A 19,568-nucleotide genomic window follows, 5' to 3' on the forward strand; every position below is an offset into this window, starting at 1 on the left:
TTAAATTTATATAGTTTGAGGTGATTCCAATATGAGTCTATCTATCGAAAAAGGTGCAAATGTATTGTGGGTTGATTTTATCGCGAATGGGGTTCGATTAGCGGATCGTGCGGAGATGCAGCGCCTTGTGAACAGTGCGAAGCAAGCTGGGGTAACCTACCTGGTGGTGGATGCTAAAATCCCCTATGGACATACGACCTTCCCAAGTTCTTATGCCTATCATGTAAGCCGCTGGTCGGACGGACGATATCAGGTATGGGAAGGAAGAGACTTTCTTGCAGAAATGATAGAGGAAGCAAGTGTTGTAGGGCTTCAAGTCATTGCTAACGTAGATGTATTCGCAGAAGGGACGACTCGTTCAAGAGATGGTATTGCTTACGACAAAAAGGATTGGCAGGTCATGCTGTATCAGCCGAGTCTTTCTTCAGAACCGGTAGCCGCTGAAAATGCGGATGATGATACGATCTTTGTGAATCCGATTCATGAAGAAGTTCAACAGCATGAGCTTGGGATTCTGAAGGAGATTGCCTCGAACTATAAAATTAGTGGTATTGTGCTAGACCGCTGCCGCTATCCGAATGTCTATGGTGATTTTAGCGAATTAAGCAGGAGAGCATTCGAACAATATATTGGGCAGCCGGTAGTACAATGGCCACAGGACATATTTACCTTAGAAGAAGGTACGAAACAAATCGAGTATGGGCACTGGTTCGCGAAATGGACGGAATGGCGTGCGCTGAACATAAAACATTTCGTGCAATCTGCTAAGCAAGTTGTTCAATCCACAAATCCAAGTCTGTCCTTCAGCATTTATGTCGGATCGTGGTATCCGTTATATTACAACGAAGGTGTCAATTGGGCCAGTGAAACGTATCGTTCGAATTTACCTTGGGCATCTGAAGAATATCATATTTCCGCATATGCCGATGAATTGGATTTCATTATGACAGGTTGTTATTATCCTGAAGTGCGAATTGAAGAAGCCGTACATAATGGCAGGCCTGCGGAATGGTACAGCGTAGAAGGCGCGATCCAAATGAGCCTAGAGGCAATTAACGGGCAAATTCCAGTCATCGCGAGCTTATATTTGAAGGATTATGAAGGAAACATTGATCAATTTGAAAAAGCTGTTCGGATGTGCCAAGAACGTACGCACGGTGTCATGTTGTTCGATGTGAGCCATCTGGAAGACTATAGCTGGTGGGAGAAGCTGGATGAAGTGTTGTCTGTTAATTCTTGATGGGTGGGACAAAATGAACAGCAAGCAGGTCGATTATGGTCAGGTACTACCATGATTGACCTGTTTTTTTGAGAACATTCGTTTTCTGACGTAGGTCTGTCAGTATTTTTATTATTATAGAATAGATGTAATATAACTTCTTTTAATCCTCGTATAGCCATCACCTTTAACCTACTTTCTTTTACATCATGTGAATCCAGAAAATATGGAGTAATTGTGAGTGGGCGTTGGCGGTTACTGAGAATGGAGCTAGATTTGGGATTCCTGACCGGTACATTGATACACCAGAGCTTCCCAAGAAATGATATTCAGCGGCAGTTTATTGAGTATCAGAAGCAGCAGGATCTCAGGAGCGCGGGGGACGCCAAAGGCTGGAGTGGATTTTATTGAAGAAACTCGTTATAGTGGAAAACTATATAGTGAAAAGGATATTCAGCTTAATGGGATAAGGGATTTAAAAAGAAAGCCTGATAGCCGCAAATACGGATATGCAGGGTTTGAGAATATAGAGGAGGAACCATGTCCTGGAGTAAATTGAAGCAACAACTGGAGAGTTTTCTCTGTCCTGCGTTAGATGGAAGGGTTGAATACCGTGCAACGGGTTATCGTTATTTACCTGATAAAGCAGGGCTTTGTTATATTTCTGTAGATAAAAAAGACGTACTCCGAATGAGTGATAGAACGAGTTCGATCCGATGGTATCAGACAGAGATGGAAATTAAAAATAACCCAGATGTCCAAATTCCGATCAGCGATGAAGAAATGGAAGCGGTCAGAAAGGATACCAAGGGACCGTTCCAGAGGATCGTCTAAAAGTCATTGCAAGAAACAGAAAAATAACAGAATATGCAAAAGAGCTTTTATCGGCACAGGCTTCATTAAGTAAATCTAATTTTGTCGTTGTAGCTAATCAATTTTTATCTACTTCTATAGAAGAAAACATCGAGAGCAATGATATCTTGTTGAATATTTTGGCTTTGGTGGACAGACGAATTGGGAAAAAACGAATTTTAAACATGTCCGAGAAGATGAAGTTAAAGCATCCCATTGTGCAGTATTTTTATGAACTACGGCGTAGTACATGTTAGAATAAAAAAAGTAATGATGAGAACTCTTCTAGCGAAGGGTTCTTGTTTTGTTTATACTGGAAAAGCCAATTTACATTCTAGGAGTTGTCTAACGAACTATGAACAAGAAAGAAGTCGCGCACATACGCAAGCAGTTTAAGCTGGATAATCATTTAATGAATATTTACGATATTCTTAACGTGTACATTATGAAGGAAACGAACGAAATCTATCACTGGGAGCGGAATCCCTTTGGGTTAGTGGATCGGGAGAAGCAGGAGCTGTATATGGGCAATTTCAAAAAACTGCTGACCGGCGAATTGGATCATAAGCTGTTCGAGCTCAAGTTTCAGGAGGAAGCGGAAGATCAGAAAGACCCTTCGCGGGTGCTGCTTCACCAAGCTATCCAGACTGGGGATCCGGACGAGTGGCAGGATCTGATGCTGCTGCTCGTGGACAAAATGATGGCGGACACGATGTATGAACGGGATACGGTCATTACGTTCGTGCGCGGACAATACTACCGACCGACCAAGGCGAGGAATGATGAGGCCGAGGAGACAGGGAATGACGAAGTGTTCGGGCATCCGTTCATTCTATGCAGCGTGAACTCTACGGAGAAGCAGCGGAAGGCTCTCTTGTTCGACTATGTAGAGAGAGAGTTTAAGTACAATATCATTGTAGACCCGATTATCAAGCTCAGCACACCGGAGCAAGGATTCTTTTATCCTAGTGTGACGGACAATTATTCCGACGTAAACCGGCTTCTCTATTGTACGGGGAAATCCAATGATCCGAATGAGCGTTTCATCTCTGGGTCTTGAATGCGGAACGGTCTGTGACGGCACTTGAAGAGAGAGGGATCTTTGAAGACATTGTGAAGGAAGTGGCGGGTGAACAGCTGGACTCAGCCACGATCGCACACGTATACGAGGAGATTCATCATGTGATTGAATCCCATCAGGATGAGGAAGAACCTGCGAAGCTGGATTATACTGATGTGGAACGCGTGCTGACAGCAAGCGGCATAGATAATGTCACAAAGGAAGCCGTGGAACGGGCGTTTGAGACCATCGTTGACGATAAGAACTATGAACTGAAGGCGAACAGCGTGATCCCTAAATTCACGTCAAAATCGATCAAGATCGATACCAAGGTAGCCACGATTACCATCAGCCCACAGGATTTAAGGTATATTAAGCAGGTAAGCTTTCAAGGCAAACGCTGCATTATGATTGAGGTTGACGAAGATGCCACCATTGAGGGCTTTACGCTGAGCACAGAGACATTATTGGAAAAGGCGGATTGAAGCTGCTATTGAAAGACTTGTGAATGAAGCTTCTGAAAGATTCGAGCAATTGTTACAAAAGGAACAAGATAAGCTTAATGAAGATATTAAGGATATATTTGAGAGTGATTTAGGTGAAGCCTTTACTTATCAGATCAATCTGAGGAACTAAGAGCATCTAATGTTAAGATTGGGAATTTCGAACATAAGGGGAATTATATGTTTTTGATCCAAAATATCGACTTGACCACAACCTCCCCATGGCGCTTGGTGAGATGCATAAGTATCGCGACGGAATCGTAAGAGAAGTAGATGGCAGTAGAGCCGTCAAAGAAGTGTATATTGTTACACCGGCACCAGGTAAGGAAAATTCAGGCCTGTATGCTGATGAATATCATCAGAAATATCAAATGGGGGCTTACTGCTTGAGACCGGGGGAGAATGGACAAGAGTTGGTAGATAAATTAATTGGGTTGATGGTTGATAGGCTTGGCAATGAGAATATTTGAGTGATTAATAGACGTGAATCGATTTGATAATGTGAAAAGTCAAATTAATTCACGTTTTTTATAGAGAAAGTAATTATCCCGTTAGTGTAACAAACATATAAAATCGCCTTCTAGAATGTCCCACTGCGTGAGCATCGTATTTTTGCTAGAATGAACGTGAGTATGGTCGTACAAATATGCGATCAAGATTACTTCCTCAGTAGGGAGTTGAGAGAAAGTGGATGGACAAGAGCCATTATTGAGATATTTGCAACAACATATTTTACGAAGCGGAGAAGAGTTATCTCCAGAAAATCTTGAGAGACCTGTGAATTCAATCATAGATATCTCAATTGTTAAACGGACGGCTCGCACATATCGACAAGTAGGCGTATTAACGTTAGCAACGGATATACACCATGGGAACGATATATCTGTCCCGGATCCTGACTTGCTCAAGTGGACACCTGGACGCCGGGTTGCTCTAATAGATGAGACGAAAGCATTCGAGTGGCTCTCTTCGGGTTGGATTATGAAGGAGATGCGGTTGAAACGGGATGGAAGAACGATCGACAAGCTTTGCTATCGTATGGGGTATCGTTTGTTCGCTTTGCAGCAGCAGAGACAAGAGCAAGAGAGAGCAGAGCTAATGGAACAGCTCGAATGCTGTCGGTTGAGAGCGGAACGATTACAGAGACAAGGGGATCAGGAGATACAGAGTGATAAGAAGGATCTACTATCTCTTTTGCAAAGCCGTCTCATTTCGCATAGCAGACTAACCATTGATGATCTAGAGGTGGCAGAGCCTTTTCCAGCTAAATGGAGTAATTTGAAGAGAATTCAATATCTGCATTTTGTACTGGCGTTTATTCTGATATCGGCCAAGCAAGTTGTTTTTGATTGGAAAGAGATTGGCGCGCAGTATTATGGGGAAATCGGAGGCTCTAAAGTTTTTGATACACACAAAGATGAATTCATCAGAACGCTGGAACTATGGGCAGGACAACTGACAACCAGCCTCGGTTTGATCAGTCCCGGTCAGATTACCCCTATTTATTTTTCGGGCCATTTAGAGGGACAATGGTCTGTCCATCGTTCAGGTCCAGTTCATGCATTGACGGATCTAGCTGTTGCACAGGATGATTACCATACCACGGCATCAACCCTTTGGTTGGTAGAGAACCGCGGATTCTGACCCGAATCGCCGCAGACCAACATTTTGCTAAGAAATCAGATTGCTTGATTATGTGTGTGGATGGGCATATCCGTAGCTCACACAAAATACTGATTCACCAATTGGTTGCTAATAGCTCGATTAAACAGGTGTTGATGTGGAGTGACTATGATGAAGATGGTCTTGGCATTGCCAGGGAAATGATGGAGGCGGTCTCGGCCAGTAGGCTTATGTTAAAGTGGATTTGTCATGATCATCAGATCATAACGAATTGGATGGATTACCAAACCTATATGAAGAAGCTGCTGCAGGAGAGTTCCTTAGAGCAGGAGCAAGTGCTGGGAGGATACAAGGAGTGGAATCGATGGATCGACCACTGATATCTATATTTGAAACAGAAGAGACCTCTGCGGAAATACATCAGTCGATGCGGGATATTGCGTATCTCTCAGGCGTGTTAAGCGATCTGGGATCGCAAAATGCTTTTCAGACACCTGCGGAGATATTGCGATTCTTGCGCATTATTCAACTGATCAATGAAGAAGCATTAGGACTTGATGAGCCTATTGAGAATTCAGACACATTATTCTACAGGTACCGGAATCGCTATAAGGACCCGAACCCCCAAGCCGTAAACGTGTTGAGCAGATTATTAATGTGCTGGTTAAATATAATTGGATCTCCAAGCAATCCAGGCAATTGAAAATGCGCGATGTCGGCAAAAGAATGATGGACGCCTTGATCCGTCTCGCCAATGATTCGCTAGCCTACTACATGCATGATGATATTGGCAGATCCCTGTTCCAGGCTAGGCGTGATGCGGAACTGAGTGAAGCCTATGATGATCATGGCATCTCGGGAGGCAATCGGATCGCCAGTATGATTCGAAATCTGGAGAATGCGATCGAACTGATGAGAGAGCGGGAGCTAGAGATGCTGGCCGATCGTGGGGCTCTGCCACAGCTTGAGTTGATTCATCAGCTCATGCAGGAGTTAGATGTCAAGTTGAATGAGCGTTTTCGTCAATTTCAGACGTTGGAGGATAGTCTGGTCTTGAGCGATTTGATGCAGCAAGGAACGACTGCCCTGGCCGAAGGAACGAATCTGAGTCTCGGGATGATTCATAAGTACTTGAAATTCACAACGATGCAGCAGACGATGCTCTCCTCGACGATCCATCCCGAGAAGGTCCGAGAATTCATCATGAAGATGTATGACCCTCCGATAGAGTCCGATATTCCGAACAGCCATCAGCTGATGAGCTTTATGGAACAAGATCAGTACCCGGGAGAAGCGGAAGATGGAATGTGGGTTCCTGTAAAGTTTGCTTCACCTCTATCGGCGGCAGCGATTGACGAGGCGGTTCACTATCTGGAGACTTACGAGCCTATAGTTGACCCTGTCTCCGTACAGGATGAGGAAGAAGAGTATGTAGCAGAGGAAGTTACCGCTGACGAAGTCGGAGATTTGATCGGACAATCAGAATGGCTGCTGACGAAATCAATGATTCGCACCGAGGAGATCGAGGTATATATGGATCAGGTGCATGAAGCACCGATTGAACAAGTGGTGATAGAGTCGACTTCTCCGGCATGGGGGATGCGATTAATGCATTAACTGCCGTCGCCGCTCTAATAGGCAGTAAGCGCATTTCGGTGGAGCCTGCTACAGAAGATGAGCTTCAGAATAAGCAGTTCGATAATAAAATGTGGGACTGGATGCTGCAAGAGGATCGGAGACAAATGGCGAAGCAAAGAGGTACTGGTCGAGTGAGCTCAACAGAGAAAGATACGACAGAGGAAGGGGATGGAGCGCATGAATAGCGATGAGATAAGTACTTTTAATTCTGAAATAGAGGCAGGAGAGAGTGGCGAGTCTAAGGATATTGATTTTATAACGGATGAGTCCTCCCGTATTCCTTGAATGTGCTGCAATCTCTGAAAGGCATACTTGCGCAAGACGAGGAACTGGCATTCATGAATATTTTATTCTCATCATCAGCCACGCTGCGTGCAGGTAACTTTGGACTATCGAGAAAAGAAGTTGAGAAGCAGCTACGGATCACAGATCAGGATGAAGCCTTTTATTCCTTCATAACGCGGATCAATCAGGCTGTAGGTCGGTATTTCCAAGTAATCTACGATGAGAAAAGAGACCAGGTTATAGCGATGATGCGTGTCTCTGCTAGGGCTGCACGTAGTACACTGTCGAAGGAAAGTCTGGCGGTCCTGCTGTTCATGTTCTATCAACAAGAGGTGCTGCAGCATGAATTCACGCTGTTCGATCAATTGCTAAGCGCTTTTGGACATGAGACCACAAAGGCAAATCAGCGATTACTGCTTAATATAGATCCTTTGAAGAAGATTGGGGCGGTTGAGGAATATGACACGAATTCATTGGAGAAGGCATACCAATTAACGGCGATTGGTGTGAATATGTTCTCTGATTCTTTTCTTCGTAGAACGGTAGAATTCAGTCAATCCAACCAGTTGAGCAAGGAAGAAGTGCTGAAGTTCTTCAAGCGATACAACTTATATCGGGAAGGAGATGAGGAGACACAATGATACCTTGGAAAATGTGGTTCAGTGGGATCCGCGATTATTCGCCGACCGTGATGGATCTAGCGGGTCAGATGGAGCATGTTCTGATTACAGGCCCTAACGGGGCGGGAAAATCAACAATTACCTATTGTATGGGTGCGGTGCTGTATTCGTCCAAGGTAGATATTGAGGGGCTCAAATCTCGTAATCTGCAAGCGGACGAGCCGTGGAAGGCGCATATTCGCCTTTTGTTCAGAAATGAAGGTCTTGATCGGCTGGATGCCCCCGACTATATTGAATTTACGCTGCGTATCTATCAGGACCCGGGACAACCGGTTAAGAAAGAATTCTTCATTGCCTCCGGGGATGATCCTGATCAGTGGGAGAACACCGTTCGTTATACATCTGGAGATCGCCAATATAATTTTACGGCCTATAAGAAGGATTTGCAGTATAAATACAAAATTGATCCGGACATGTTCTACTTAATCTGGTACCAGCAGGAAGTGAACCAATTCGCCGTTATGGACCCGCAGGAGCGATTCCGGATTTTTGCTGAAATGCACGGCATTGATCGGGCGCAGCAGAGCTGGGAAGAGAGCATCGAGAAGCTGAAGGAGACGCAGGAAACGTTGCGTACTTCTGAGACAAATGTTCAGTACAAGAAGCAAATACTGAATATTCAGAGCACTGCGTTGCAGCGTTATGAGGAGAACCGCAGACGTCTCTTGGAAGGCGGACAATTATACTCGCGATCATTGCTTCAGCTGGAGGATTATTATCGGCGGAAGAAGAGCAACTGAGCGGTCAGATGGAGCAGTTGGAGCTGGATATCGATGTGCAGCGGGACGGTATGAATGAGTTGGGAACACGTGAGGCAGTGGTATTAGAGCAGCTGAATGCGCAGGGAGAGCAAATGGAGCTGGCTCAGCAAGAGCTGGATCGAACTGAGGAGACATTGCAGCACCTAAGGGATGAGATGAAGGAGACGGCGGCAGCTGTAAGGGGCTGGAAACTGAGCTGCAGCATGTAAGTAAGGAGAAGGAACGTATCCGTCGTACGGAGGATGAAGTGAAGGAACAACTGGCGGAGACGAAGCAACAATTAAGCGAAGCCATTCGTGAGAAAGAGTTGCGAGAGCAGGAACAGAGAAAATGTAATGGTTCGAAAGATCAACGCATCATGTTAATTTCCGAATTAAAGGTTGAGATAGATCGGGATAAGAAGATGGAGCTGGAGCATAAGGAGCGGCTTGCCCAATATAAGAGTAGCCACTTTGTTCAGGAACGGTTGAATCAGCTTGATAGCTCTATCCAGAGGGAAAAGGATCAATTGCATGGTCAACGGCAAGAGATGGGTCAATTAGAGGAAGAACTCGTTCGTCTGGAACAAGCACAAGACTGGTCGGTGCGGCAGATGGAGTCGCTGGATTTTTTTCGCGTAAAAGGGGTACAGGCATTCACTCTAAGCGAGTTGGTTGAATTGGATGCGTCAGCTCATTTGAAGTGGGAAGAACGATTTGATGCGATAAAGTATACGATTTTCTTCGATGGAATGATGACGGAACCGCCTAATGATCTGTACCATGTTCCGTTGCGCAAAGTGGTGCCAGACCGTTCTATTACAGAGTTGCCAGATCTACATGTGAAGGTCAAGGAGGGGCTGGAAGAAGAATGGGTTCCTTATGCGATGAAGGCATTGTGGTGGATTGAGCAATTTTTCATAGATGGAATGTTCCAGACTCGGCACGGGGTACTGATAGATCCGATGGGGATTCGTGGTTCGCAGGAGAAGGGGCGTTATATCCTAAGTGAACGGGCGCTAAGGCTTCGTAAAGAGAAGCTCACACAGCAGATTGATGATCTGAAGCGGCGGAGCGAAGAGCTTAGGGAACGGATTGGGCAGAGTACGCAAGAATATCAGACTCTAAGCAGTATGATCCAGCGGGTGCGTGAATCGGAAGCCTTCATGACGAAGGAGTATGAGCGGACGGAGCGGATCAGGAAGTTCGATGATGAGAATGTACGGGTTCTTGAGCTTAAGGACCGTATTCAGCAACTGGAACAAGAGCGTATCCGGTATAACGAAGAGGAAGTACGCTTGAGTCGTCTGGAGCAAGAGCTTCAAGTGGAGTCGGATTTCTACGTACAGCTTGGACAGTTGAAGGATAAATATGAAGCACTGAATGAAAGTAAACGACATTTGAACGATCTGAAGGCGCAGCTGGAGAAGCTGGAGATTCAATTGGAGCAAGCGGAGGAGCGGTTGAATCGGCTGGGACGTGAGAGGAAGAAGAAAGAACGGGAGCTGGGGGATGTTCGGGATCTGAAGGAGCAGCAAGAACGGAATCTGAATCAGATGAGTAAGCAATTGGAGAATACCATAGATAACCGGAACGTGGCTCAGCAAGAACGAATCAGCAGCATTCAAGAGATTGAAGAGGTGAAGCAGCTTATTCCGGACATATATAACGAGGTTGTGGCTACGCATACGTCTAATCTCGCGGAATCATCTCTTAGCAAGCGTACTATTTCTGAGTTGCGGCAAGGTAGGGAGAAGGGGAAGATTGAGTTCGATTATGCTAGACAAGAACAGGGGATTGATCCAGCTGCACCTGAGAATTATAGGGTCGTCCAGGAGGAATATGAGCGATTACAGAATGAGTACAACCGGACGAAGGTATTGTTCGAAGAGGACCAGATTCGTACGGATGAGCTAAAAAATGCGCTTGAGACGACCATTAACATGCGGGTGCTTGAGATTCGGCAGCGGTTCAGTTCTTATATGAGCCTATTTCAATTTGAAGGTGAGATTGATTGGGAGTCTTATGAGGATCGTAAGCAGCGCACTCATTTCAATCTATTCATCAAAGCCCGCAAGGAAGGGCATCGTGGAGCGCTTGAGGATGTCAGCGTCAAAGCCAGAGGCGGGAAAGTCGGCAAAGGCGTATCCGGCGGGGAAGAATCCTTAAGCTCATTATTGTTCGCGCTGGCTCTGTTGCAAAATTTGCAGACAGCCCCAGGCTTCATCGTACTAGACGAATTCGACAGTGCTCTTGACGAACAGCGTAAGCTCAAAGTATTCGATCTTTACGTACATGAGCTCGAACGCAAGCTCATTATTCTCACCCCGAAATCCCACGAACCCTCTTACCTGGAACGCTTCTACAAAGCGTATATCGTCCATCATGATCCGACCGTACCGCGGAGTAAGGTGACGGGGATTGTGAGGCGGGGGTGACTAAAAACGAGGATTATTTTGACAATGTGGAAAGTCGAAATAATCCTCGTTTTTTATATGGAACAAAAATTACGCCGGGTCAGCGCACGGGGAAGCTGAAATATTCACCTACTTCGACCACCGCACCACCAACGATTTTACGGAGTCTCTGAATAACCTTATCCGTGTCATTAACCGCTTATAGGCAGGAGCTATTCATTTGAAGCCCTGAGAGCCAAAATACTCTTTACAGAGGGGCTTGCAAAACAACGGAAGCCTAAGTATCAGCGACGGATCGATGATTACGTACTGGAAGAAAACTTCCCGACGTGCAAAATACTGCCTGTTCTTCGTGAACCAGAAGAAACAGCCCTGCTTGGTATCGATCTTTCCACCTCGATTGAGAAATTGGAGAAGGGCGAATTATAAGCCTTTTCCATCCTAAAATCAGAATATCCAAAATATAAATAAAGGCTGACGTATGATAAAAGACTACAATTAACTTAACGAAGCAGAGCCACGGCTGAACCGAATTTGAAGCAAGTTAAAATTGCAGATAAATTGGCTGATACGCACGAAAGGCTGGAGCGTTTAGAAACTCAATCTGTCAACCATTTGTTCCTGATGATTCATATGGATGATTACCGCCGTGATTACAAGGAAATGAAATCAAAAGGTGTTCATTTCCTTGGTGAACCGAGTGATGTTCCTTGGGGAGTTGAAGTTGTTTTTCAAGACTTGTATGGAAATCGGTTTGATCTTGTACAGTATAAGGGATAGGACAAATAGTCAGTATTCTCACCTATTCACTCTCACGTTTTGATTCCGTAACGTTCACGCAGCGTATGGATGACGGCATGCACTTGTTCTGGCTCTGGAAGCCATAATCCTAAGGCAGCTTGTTCGAGACTAAGTTTGGATTGGCGTTCCCGGATCACTTGTTTAATAGACTCTATGAATACCTGCGCCGCACCGCTGCCAACACTGCTGCTGAGCGAAGCTAGTTCTTCCAGACTGCCCGTCTTATCTTCGGTGACGATAGGATGATCCACATGCGCCACCCCTAATGCAGCACGCTCATAGAAGGCGCGGACGAGCCCTGCGCTCTCCTTACCCGAACCCTCGCATATGACGAATGCCTGTACGACAAAGGCATGAGCTTGACGACGCTGCGCAATGCCGCAAAATTTGATACCGCCTATGCTGAGGTCATAATCGCCAGGGCAGTATGCACCATCAATTTCACCTTTGTCGACCGTGTAGCCCGTATTCTGCAGGGCAAGCTTGATTAGCTGATACATACGCTCATAATCGGAGCGGAAGCATTTATCGCCAAGACCTTCCTTCGGAAGGATTAGGGAAATATTCACAACACCCAAATCGAGTGGCACGGCAGCCCCGCCTGTGCTCCGGACAGCCGTCGAGTAGCCAAGCGATTCCAGCCATTTCTGCGCCTCTGCTGCATGCGGCAGTCTGCTGTCACGCAGTCCCATTACGAAGCCTCTCGGATGGCGCCATAGATGACATACAGCGGGACCTCCCTTGCCTGTATGTCTGCACAACAGCTCATCCAATGCAAAAGGATACAGAATGTCAGACTCCTCTAGGTGTTGCGTGCGATCTAGCAGTAGGATATTGTCTAGTCCATCCGAATGAAATGAAGTCTTACATTCTGCCAATTCTACGACCCCCTTATAAAGCATAAAACAGAAATCCAATCTATTCGTATCTTAACACGGATGAGTTCGTTACGGAAAACGAGAGACTCGTCGTAAGTCCTCTAGCGATGACATAAATAAGGGTAGCCATTAAAAAATGTGCTAGGATAGATCTTAAAGTAAAGAAGATGATCCGGAATTCGCTGGCTTATATCTGGGGAGGTTCCATATTAATGAGTGAAGATAATTTAAGCATCAAATTGTCTCTTCGGGAGGCATATGACAATCATGCCGATCTCCGGGATTCAGCACAATTGGAAGATTGGAAGACTGAGGAAAGAGATAAAGTGTTAGGTGCATTCCGATCGAATGAGGTACAAAGTATTCTAGAAATTGGAGCGGGTCCCGGACGGGATAGCTTATTTTTTAAAGAGCAGGGATTTGATGTTACAGCTGTGGATTTGTCGGAAGAAATGGTCCATTTGTGCTTACAAAAGGGATTGGATGCTAGGGTAATGGATTTTTACCAGCTGGATTTTGCAGATCGATCCTATGATGCGGTCTATGCCATGAATTGCTTGTTGCATGTACCGAAAGCTCAGCTTCCTGGTGTCCTTGCGGAGATTAAGCGCATTTTGAAGCCAAACTCCTTATTCTACTTAGGGCTCTATGGGGGGATTTCCACCGATGGTATTTGGATGCAGGATCCTTATAAGCCTAAGAGGTACTTTGCTATGTACCCAGATTTGGAGATTCAACAGATCATCAAGCGTCATTTTCAAATCGAAGACTTTCATATAAGAGATATGGGGGAAGGAAATCCCCATTTTCAAGCGATGTTGCTTAGAAACTATTAGCTTACTTCTATGATTAGAGAGGGGAGTAACGACATCATGCCAGTTTATAATAAGCTTGTCCGGGATCTAATCCCGGAAATTATCGGAGCACAGGGAAGCAGTATACCATGAAGACGTTGGACATGGAGAAATATATTATAGAACTTCGAAAAAAACTGCAGGAAGAGCATCAGGAATACATAACAGCGGAAACGGATCAGGAGGCTTCCAAGGAACTAGCAGATATGCTTGAGGTTATTTATGCTTTGGCAACAGTTCATGGAGCTACAGAGCAAGAACTGAATCAGTTGTGTAGTGAAAAAGTGCAGAAGCGCGATAGATTACATTATAGTAATTTCAAGAATGTTGCATCACTGGAATTGTGAGGTGAAGGATATTATGTCAATATTGTTAGTCGTTCTTCAAGGGCCAAGTGCGTCAGGGAAAAGTACAATTCAGATTAAATTGGGACTTCCCCGCGTTGTGACTTGGACTTCACGTCTGCCGCGCGAAGGTGAGATTGACGGAGTTGATTATTTTATTAGAACAAAAGAAGAAATGCAGCGACTGTATGAACAAGGTCAGATGATAGAAATGACACAATATCATGGGAATTTTTACGGTACTCCAATACAGTTGCTTGAAGATATTTTCCACAAGTCGGAGCGAAGATCAGTTATTTTGGATGAGGCCGGAGCTAAAAAGATTAAACAGTTTTTCAATGACAAAATACTGATTATAGGAGTAAAGGCAGAACGACATGAATGTGCGCAGCGTCTTGAAGCTCGTGGCCATAGTACCTCGGATATAAATGCACGTCTCGAAACATTTGAATTAGAAATCGATGCGTTGTCGCACTGTGATCTCGTTTTAAACAATACATATTGGAATAAGGAAAAGATTGATCAAGTTGTTCAATATCTCAAAGAAGGGTTGGAGAAACAACATGGCACATTATGATGAATTAACTATTGATTTTGTTAAGCAGTGGAACGAGAAATTAGATGGAATGGATTTTCGGCTGAATGAGGTGGATGGAGACGATCGTGGACGCGATGCCTATGCAAGGGATTATGCTCGTATTTTGTACTCATCTTCTTTTCGTCGTCTTCAAGGTAAGATGCAACTACTTGGTATAGAACGATATAACTTTATACGAAACCGCTTGACTCATAGTATGGAGGTTGCGCAAATCGCTCGCGGCATTGCTTCTGATATGGAAGTAGATCATACCTTTGTTGTAGAGGCTTGCGCCCTAGCACACGATTTGGGTAATCCACCAATCGGTCATCATGGTGAAATGATATTGAACGAACTCGTACAGGATATCGGTATTGAGAAAAAGCACCACGCCTTCCGTGGATTGAATTTAACGTTTCGTACACAACTCGGAGTAATAAAATATTTTCGGAAGTATGAAAATGGTAAAAACAAAAAGTTTATTTACGACGAGGACTATCAAGAAATTTGTAGTGTACTTGAGGAGCACAAAATTGACTTGCCGGAAGTAGCTACCATTGACATGCAAATTATGGATTTAGCGGATGAAATCGCTTATGCCGCTCATGATTTGGAAGATTGCCTCAGTCAACACTTGTTCACTATAGACGATTTGCTGTATGAGTTTCAAATTAGTGAGAAATATAGAGAGGCATATGACGAACTTAATGCAATTGTGAATCAATGTAGGGATTTTGCGAAGAAGGGGGTTTATTTCCAATCTTCGGAGGAGTATTCGTTCCTCTTTCGGAAGGAACTAACATCAAAGATTGTCAATCGATTAATCCGTGATATATTTTACGACCAAGAGAAAGACAGATTATTCTACAGAGAACACAATAAATTGGCAGAAGGCTTGAAAATGCTCGTGTTCTCTCTTATTATGCGGCGTCCGTCCATTCAATTGTATGAGAAAAAGGGGAGAAAGTACTCCGTGGGCTCTACGAGGTATATAAGGATGAACACTTAAACGAAGACCTGAAGTTACTACCACCAGAGTACCGTATTTTTGAGGACGATACTGAGCGCAGACGTAATATTATTGACTTTATATCAGGTATGATGGATCAATTTGCAATGCATGAGTATGAAAAATATTATGGGACTGGGGAATTAGAAAGATTAATGTAAATCAGATATTTTTAGGGCGAGTTATGGTTTTGTTCCTATACGACGTGAATTGATTTGATAATGTATAAAGTCAAATTAGTTCACGTTTTTTGTTATGGAACAAAAATTCACGTTATATCACGTTGTATAGTGATATAACGTGAATTTTTTACTTAAAGGTCCCTTTAGATTTCTACGAAATGCCTGTGTATAGTAAATCTGAAGTAGGAAAAAGTTGCATAAAAGGTTTTTCGTCGAGGAATCAGAATAAAAGGGGAGTTGAAATGCATGAAGCTTAAGTGGCTTATTGGAACGTGGATTATTTCAATTATTTTAACAGGATGCGGGGCTGATAATAAATTCGAGAATACGATCTCGGATTCTGATCAAATTCAACAATCACAATTAAATGAGGACAACTTCAAGCCATTAGATTCTGAGCCAACAAATGTTGCCTCTACTGTTGTCACTGAAGAAAATGATCAGAAAAATTTTAAGTTGCCCAAAGATTTATTAATTGAAGGGTGGAAGGTGGGTGTACCATTCTCTGAGGTTGTTGGAAAACTACCGAAAGATTCAGAAATCGATGATAGTTATATGCGATATAGGTTCAAATCGAAGTCCCTTGATTTATATTTTACAGGGGGAGGTATTCTGGACTATATTGTCACCGATGAGCCGGGTATAGGGCTGAATGTAAACTTACATGTTGGAGATGAAGAGCAGAAGATTGAAAATGTTCTTGGAGAAACTGTAAAAAAGGAAAGTGTAAAGGATGGTTACTTAGGTTATACATATTCTTTTGATTTTTATGACATTATCATTTTCACAAAAGATAATATAGTTCAAGGTATTGCAATGCAACTTACAGGAAGTCCAACAATCTACGAGCCAGAGGAAATTAGCAACTATTATAGCAATTATATTGAAACTATAAATAACAATACACCACGAACCAACTCAAATGTGCCCAAAAAGAAACAATGAAATATACTACCCGTGATGAACTGATTGCGTTAAAAAATGATTTTTTTAACCGTTATAAAACCTTGCTTGAGGTCATAAGTCACGATTCTTCTAATAGCGAAAAAATAGATTCTATTTTTTCGGATATTGATTTTAACCAAGTTGAACTTGATTTAGAATTCGCATCTAATTATTGGTCTAGTAAAGACAAGATGCTCGCACAATTGATAACTGAATTTGTTGAAACGGTACTTGATGTTTACCAATGGCAAATTATCCAAAACAACTCTGACGATGATCAAATCAGGTCGGCTGCCGCATATCAAATAAGGGATTCAGCTGTAAAGGCACAAAATACAAATCAGAAGATTCTGATAATGATTAATTACAAAGAATAAATTTTGTTGCAGTAAAGGTTAGATTTACTTAAGAGATCGAAGGTCAAATTTAGAAGTTCAGATTAATTTAATGAAGGAGATGTGTTTAATGCAGACCGCTAAATTAACCGATAAAGTGCTGAAATCCCAAGGGTGGGCATACCAATTTGATTTGTCTATATTAGCTGACAGGCGTGAGGATTCGATCAATGAGCATATGCGGAATGTGTATCTATCAGCGATCGATACACTGTCCAAGCAGAGATCTCAAAAAATATTGAAAGGCCCCTTTTACCTTTGGATTAGTCAGAAAAAGCTCTTAAGCAATAACAATCAATGGGTTGACGGATTTTCATTAATTGTTACACCTCTGTTTCAAAAGGTTGTAGGTAGAGATGTAAACCCGATTGTGGAGTCGATGTGGCAGCATAAAGGATATCTCAGAACGGAATCTGCCGTTCCTCTACTAGAAGGAGCCGTTCCCTCTTGCATTTTTAAGGAGGGTGAGGCATTTCCGATTGAGTTGGATGATGAGTTATTAACTAGACTATCGGACACGTTCGAAGAATATCAATACATGTTGTCACTTGTGAATCCAGGAATGAGTCTTAGATCTAATCCTTACGAATAGGTTCATCTTTGGTCTAACGGATCTATCTTTGAAATTAGATTTTTATGAATACTGAGCTGTTGAGCGTTGGGGATGTTCCGTCAGCGCTCTTTTTTTATTTCATAATCTGAATATAAATCTATTATTGACTAATGATCCCCAGTTCTATGGAAGGACATATGTGGTAATCGTCGAAGTATGTATAATAATAAAACCCGAAGTAGGAGATTTGAACTATGTCAGACAAATTGTTTAGATGGTTTAAGATAATTTACGCTATTCAAGCAAGGCCTGGAATTAATGCCAAGGAACTAGCGGACAGATGTGAGACGGATGAGAGAACAATCTATCGGGATCTACGTTCACTCGATGTTCTAGCCCCAATTACGAATAACGGATATGGAAAGGGCGGGGGATTTCGCTTTATTTCCGTTTAACTGGACACAGCAGGAGGCGATGGTGTTTTCCATGCTGCCTTCCTTTGTTGATCAGAGTAATATGCCACCTGGATTCGATACAGCTTATGACAAGGTGATGGCAGCTCATTTTCGACAGAAGAGTAGAGACCGGGAAATTTTACAGCAAGTTATAGATATTATTCAGATGGGTTCTCCAGCATACCGGGAAGATGCACCCAATTACTTGTTTCAAGTGATCCAAGTGATTGTTGAAGAGAAGACCATTACGGCTATATACCATACGCAGAGCAGGAATGAGCGAACAGAACGCGAAATTGATCCATACTATCTTGTTCCAAGAGAACAGCGCTTCTATTTAATAGGGTATTGTCATCAGGCGGAGGATATTCGTACATTTCGATTAAGCAGATTTCGTTCGATGGAGATCACCAGCCGCAAATTTAATCGTGGAGATTTCAACATTAAGAGTTATCTGAAGAATACTTGGTCGATTGAACGTAGGGATCAGAATATCCAATTCAAAGTAAAATTCTCACCGAATGTAGCGCGTTACATTAAAGAAGAGGAAATGTTCGTACGACCAAGAATGACGGATTTGCCGGATGGTAGCCTTTTGTTCGAGGTGACCCTGAACCATGACCGCGAGTTTATCAATTGGGTCAGCCAGTACGGCCCAGATGCTGAGATATTGGCGCCAACGTCTTACAGGAAGTTTATGAAGGAACGGTTGAGTCAATGGAGTAAGTTATATGAGCGAGAATAAGGAATAGCGCTATCACGCCATTCCTAGCAGCTTAGCCAGTTGACTGAATGGAAGGTTCTCCTCCTGCCCGTTGAATACACCAGTTCCGAGACGTACAATTGATCTTCCGCAGCATTGTTCTCAACCATATTGATATTTGGAAAGATTGAAGTGAAGATGACGGCTGTATTAAAGGCATCATTCAATGCCCGTTGTGGTTCTCCGACAAATGGAAGTTGCAATAGATCCAGAGCTCTCTTCAGTCCGAACCTTTGTCGATGGTCTGGACTGTGGAGCCGAGTGAATGCGAGCTGTATGTCGTTATAATTTTGTAGACAATCCAAGGGAATATTGTGATAACGACAATGCTGGATGAGCTGGTATTTATCATCTGGCCCCCATGCACAGAGATAATAGCATTCATCCCCGATCCATTCCAGAAAGACTTCTAACATTTCGGGAAAAGAGGGGGCTTGATTCACTTGCTCCTGAGTAATTCCTGTAAACGGTGTGGTCTCCTGTGTTAACTTATATTGCCGGGATGGCTTTACATAAGATTGAAATCTATCGATTATAACGGGGGTGCCGTCTTGTTCTCTACATTTAATCGCACCGATTTCAATAATATCCGCGAGATGATAATGCTTGCGTACGACCGTAAATTCTAAATCGAAAATGATGTACGTTGACATATAGAATACTCCTCTCATGATTTATTAAGGACAGCTTAACAAAGAGGAGTGTAAGAGGGTTGTCAGAGAATGGGTGTTCGTCTTGAGCACAGCTCCTTCTAGAACGTACATTCGCTGACATGTTACTGCCAATAGGAAGCTGT

Annotated in this window: 23 protein-coding genes and 5 pseudogenes; 26 read left to right on the forward strand and 2 right to left on the reverse strand. The window is 43.4% G+C overall.

The window, feature by feature from the left end; translation table 11 throughout:
* The first annotated feature begins 31 nt into the window (after nucleotides 1–31).
* The 16 genes and pseudogenes from RE628_RS07480 to RE628_RS07560 all read left to right on the forward strand — a co-directional run bounded on the left by RE628_RS07480 (nucleotide 32) and on the right by RE628_RS07560 (nucleotide 11,796).
* Complete coding sequence (locus RE628_RS07480) at nucleotides 32–1,240, forward strand: alpha amylase family protein (protein ID WP_309158184.1); 1,209 nt, start codon at nucleotides 32–34, stop codon at nucleotides 1,238–1,240.
* A gap of 243 nt (nucleotides 1,241–1,483) precedes the next feature.
* Nucleotides 1,484–1,630: a hypothetical protein gene (locus RE628_RS07485; protein WP_309158186.1), complete on the forward strand. Its 147-nt coding sequence runs from the start codon at nucleotides 1,484–1,486 to the stop codon at nucleotides 1,628–1,630.
* On the forward strand, nucleotides 1,617–1,778 hold the full coding sequence (locus RE628_RS07490; protein ID WP_309158188.1) for a hypothetical protein: 162 nt from the start codon (nucleotides 1,617–1,619) through the stop codon (nucleotides 1,776–1,778). The genes RE628_RS07485 and RE628_RS07490 overlap by 14 nt, the downstream gene beginning before the upstream one ends.
* Nucleotides 1,760–2,328 (forward strand): annotated as a pseudogene (locus RE628_RS07495) (hypothetical protein). The gene RE628_RS07490 and the pseudogene RE628_RS07495 overlap by 19 nt, the downstream one beginning before the upstream one ends.
* 98 nt (nucleotides 2,329–2,426) lie before the next feature.
* Nucleotides 2,427–3,616: pseudogene (locus tag RE628_RS07500) on the forward strand (DUF4317 domain-containing protein).
* Nucleotides 3,617–3,635: 19 nt separating this feature from the next.
* Nucleotides 3,636–3,767 carry a hypothetical protein gene (locus RE628_RS07505; protein WP_309158190.1) on the forward strand — a complete coding sequence of 44 codons (132 nt, stop codon included), beginning with the start codon at nucleotides 3,636–3,638 and terminating at the stop codon, nucleotides 3,765–3,767.
* 88 nt (nucleotides 3,768–3,855) lie between these two features.
* Nucleotides 3,856–4,104, forward strand: coding sequence for a hypothetical protein (locus tag RE628_RS07510; RefSeq protein ID WP_309158191.1), 249 nt, complete (start codon nucleotides 3,856–3,858; stop codon nucleotides 4,102–4,104).
* 217 nt (nucleotides 4,105–4,321) lie between these two features.
* Nucleotides 4,322–5,278 (forward strand): Toprim sub domain-containing protein, encoded by a 957-nt coding sequence (locus tag RE628_RS07515; RefSeq protein ID WP_309158193.1) that lies wholly within the window; start codon nucleotides 4,322–4,324, stop codon nucleotides 5,276–5,278.
* Nucleotides 5,251–5,637 (forward strand): hypothetical protein, encoded by a 387-nt coding sequence (locus RE628_RS07520; RefSeq protein WP_309158195.1) that lies wholly within the window; start codon nucleotides 5,251–5,253, stop codon nucleotides 5,635–5,637. Before RE628_RS07515 ends, RE628_RS07520 begins: the two co-directional genes overlap by 28 nt.
* Nucleotides 5,622–7,080 (forward strand): annotated as a pseudogene (locus RE628_RS07530) (hypothetical protein). Before RE628_RS07520 ends, RE628_RS07530 begins: the two are co-directional and overlap by 16 nt.
* Nucleotides 7,081–7,176: 96 nt before the next feature.
* Nucleotides 7,177–7,821 carry a hypothetical protein gene (locus RE628_RS07540; protein WP_309158199.1) on the forward strand — a complete coding sequence of 215 codons (645 nt, stop codon included), beginning with the start codon at nucleotides 7,177–7,179 and terminating at the stop codon, nucleotides 7,819–7,821.
* Nucleotides 7,818–8,600, forward strand: a complete 783-nt coding sequence (locus tag RE628_RS07545; protein WP_309158200.1) for an ATP-binding protein — start codon at nucleotides 7,818–7,820, stop codon at nucleotides 8,598–8,600. Before RE628_RS07540 ends, RE628_RS07545 begins: the two co-directional genes overlap by 4 nt.
* 8 nt (nucleotides 8,601–8,608) lie before the next feature.
* On the forward strand, nucleotides 8,609–8,830 hold the full coding sequence (locus RE628_RS07550; RefSeq protein WP_309158201.1) for a hypothetical protein: 222 nt from the start codon (nucleotides 8,609–8,611) through the stop codon (nucleotides 8,828–8,830).
* A gap of 38 nt (nucleotides 8,831–8,868) precedes the next feature.
* On the forward strand, nucleotides 8,869–11,037 hold the full coding sequence (locus RE628_RS07555; protein ID WP_309158202.1) for a coiled-coil domain-containing protein: 2,169 nt from the start codon (nucleotides 8,869–8,871) through the stop codon (nucleotides 11,035–11,037).
* A 100-nt stretch (nucleotides 11,038–11,137) separates the two neighbouring features.
* Nucleotides 11,138–11,221, forward strand: coding sequence for a hypothetical protein (locus RE628_RS29530; protein WP_375143099.1), 84 nt, complete (start codon nucleotides 11,138–11,140; stop codon nucleotides 11,219–11,221).
* 329 nt (nucleotides 11,222–11,550) lie between these two features.
* Entirely contained in the window at nucleotides 11,551–11,796 is a 246-nt protein-coding gene (locus tag RE628_RS07560; protein ID WP_309158203.1) for a VOC family protein, read from the forward strand.
* 32 nt (nucleotides 11,797–11,828) lie between these two features.
* Here the strand turns inward: RE628_RS07560 and RE628_RS07565 are convergent, their stop codons facing one another.
* Entirely contained in the window at nucleotides 11,829–12,695 is an 867-nt protein-coding gene (locus tag RE628_RS07565; RefSeq protein ID WP_309158204.1) for a lipoate--protein ligase family protein, read from the reverse strand.
* A gap of 212 nt (nucleotides 12,696–12,907) precedes the next feature.
* Here RE628_RS07565 and RE628_RS07570 point away from each other — a divergent pair, with 212 nt between their 5' ends.
* From RE628_RS07570 to RE628_RS07610, 10 genes and pseudogenes are all read left to right on the forward strand, one after another.
* Nucleotides 12,908–13,531 (forward strand): class I SAM-dependent methyltransferase, encoded by a 624-nt coding sequence (locus tag RE628_RS07570; RefSeq protein ID WP_309158205.1) that lies wholly within the window; start codon nucleotides 12,908–12,910, stop codon nucleotides 13,529–13,531.
* Between the two features lie 36 nt (nucleotides 13,532–13,567).
* Nucleotides 13,568–13,896: pseudogene (locus tag RE628_RS07575) on the forward strand (nucleoside triphosphate pyrophosphohydrolase).
* A gap of 13 nt (nucleotides 13,897–13,909) precedes the next feature.
* On the forward strand, nucleotides 13,910–14,470 hold the full coding sequence (locus tag RE628_RS07580) for a guanylate kinase (RefSeq protein WP_309158206.1): 561 nt from the start codon (nucleotides 13,910–13,912) through the stop codon (nucleotides 14,468–14,470).
* Nucleotides 14,457–15,479 (forward strand): dGTP triphosphohydrolase, encoded by a 1,023-nt coding sequence (dgt, locus tag RE628_RS07585; protein ID WP_309158207.1) that lies wholly within the window; start codon nucleotides 14,457–14,459, stop codon nucleotides 15,477–15,479. Before RE628_RS07580 ends, dgt begins: the two co-directional genes overlap by 14 nt.
* Before the next feature lie 2 nt (nucleotides 15,480–15,481).
* Nucleotides 15,482–15,640: pseudogene (locus tag RE628_RS29535) on the forward strand (hypothetical protein); the annotation flags it as partial.
* 267 nt (nucleotides 15,641–15,907) lie between these two features.
* Nucleotides 15,908–16,606: a hypothetical protein gene (locus RE628_RS07590; RefSeq protein WP_309158208.1), complete on the forward strand. Its 699-nt coding sequence runs from the start codon at nucleotides 15,908–15,910 to the stop codon at nucleotides 16,604–16,606.
* Nucleotides 16,603–16,983 carry a hypothetical protein gene (locus RE628_RS07595; protein WP_309158209.1) on the forward strand — a complete coding sequence of 127 codons (381 nt, stop codon included), beginning with the start codon at nucleotides 16,603–16,605 and terminating at the stop codon, nucleotides 16,981–16,983. The genes RE628_RS07590 and RE628_RS07595 overlap by 4 nt, the downstream gene beginning before the upstream one ends.
* A gap of 88 nt (nucleotides 16,984–17,071) precedes the next feature.
* Nucleotides 17,072–17,593 (forward strand): hypothetical protein, encoded by a 522-nt coding sequence (locus RE628_RS07600; protein WP_309158210.1) that lies wholly within the window; start codon nucleotides 17,072–17,074, stop codon nucleotides 17,591–17,593.
* Between the two features lie 215 nt (nucleotides 17,594–17,808).
* Nucleotides 17,809–18,009: an HTH domain-containing protein gene (locus RE628_RS07605; RefSeq protein WP_309158211.1), complete on the forward strand. Its 201-nt coding sequence runs from the start codon at nucleotides 17,809–17,811 to the stop codon at nucleotides 18,007–18,009.
* Nucleotides 18,010–18,028: 19 nt separating this feature from the next.
* Nucleotides 18,029–18,754 (forward strand): helix-turn-helix transcriptional regulator, encoded by a 726-nt coding sequence (locus tag RE628_RS07610; protein ID WP_309158212.1) that lies wholly within the window; start codon nucleotides 18,029–18,031, stop codon nucleotides 18,752–18,754.
* Nucleotides 18,755–18,777: 23 nt separating this feature from the next.
* On the opposite strand, the gene RE628_RS07615 is transcribed toward RE628_RS07610, so the two are convergent.
* Entirely contained in the window at nucleotides 18,778–19,425 is a 648-nt protein-coding gene (locus RE628_RS07615) for a 3'-5' exonuclease (protein WP_309158213.1), read from the reverse strand.
* Nucleotides 19,426–19,568 lie beyond the last annotated feature (143 nt).

This window comes from Paenibacillus sp. D2_2 (assembly GCF_031199965.1).
In the GTDB taxonomy this organism is placed as follows: Bacteria; Bacillota; Bacilli; order Paenibacillales; family Paenibacillaceae; genus Fontibacillus.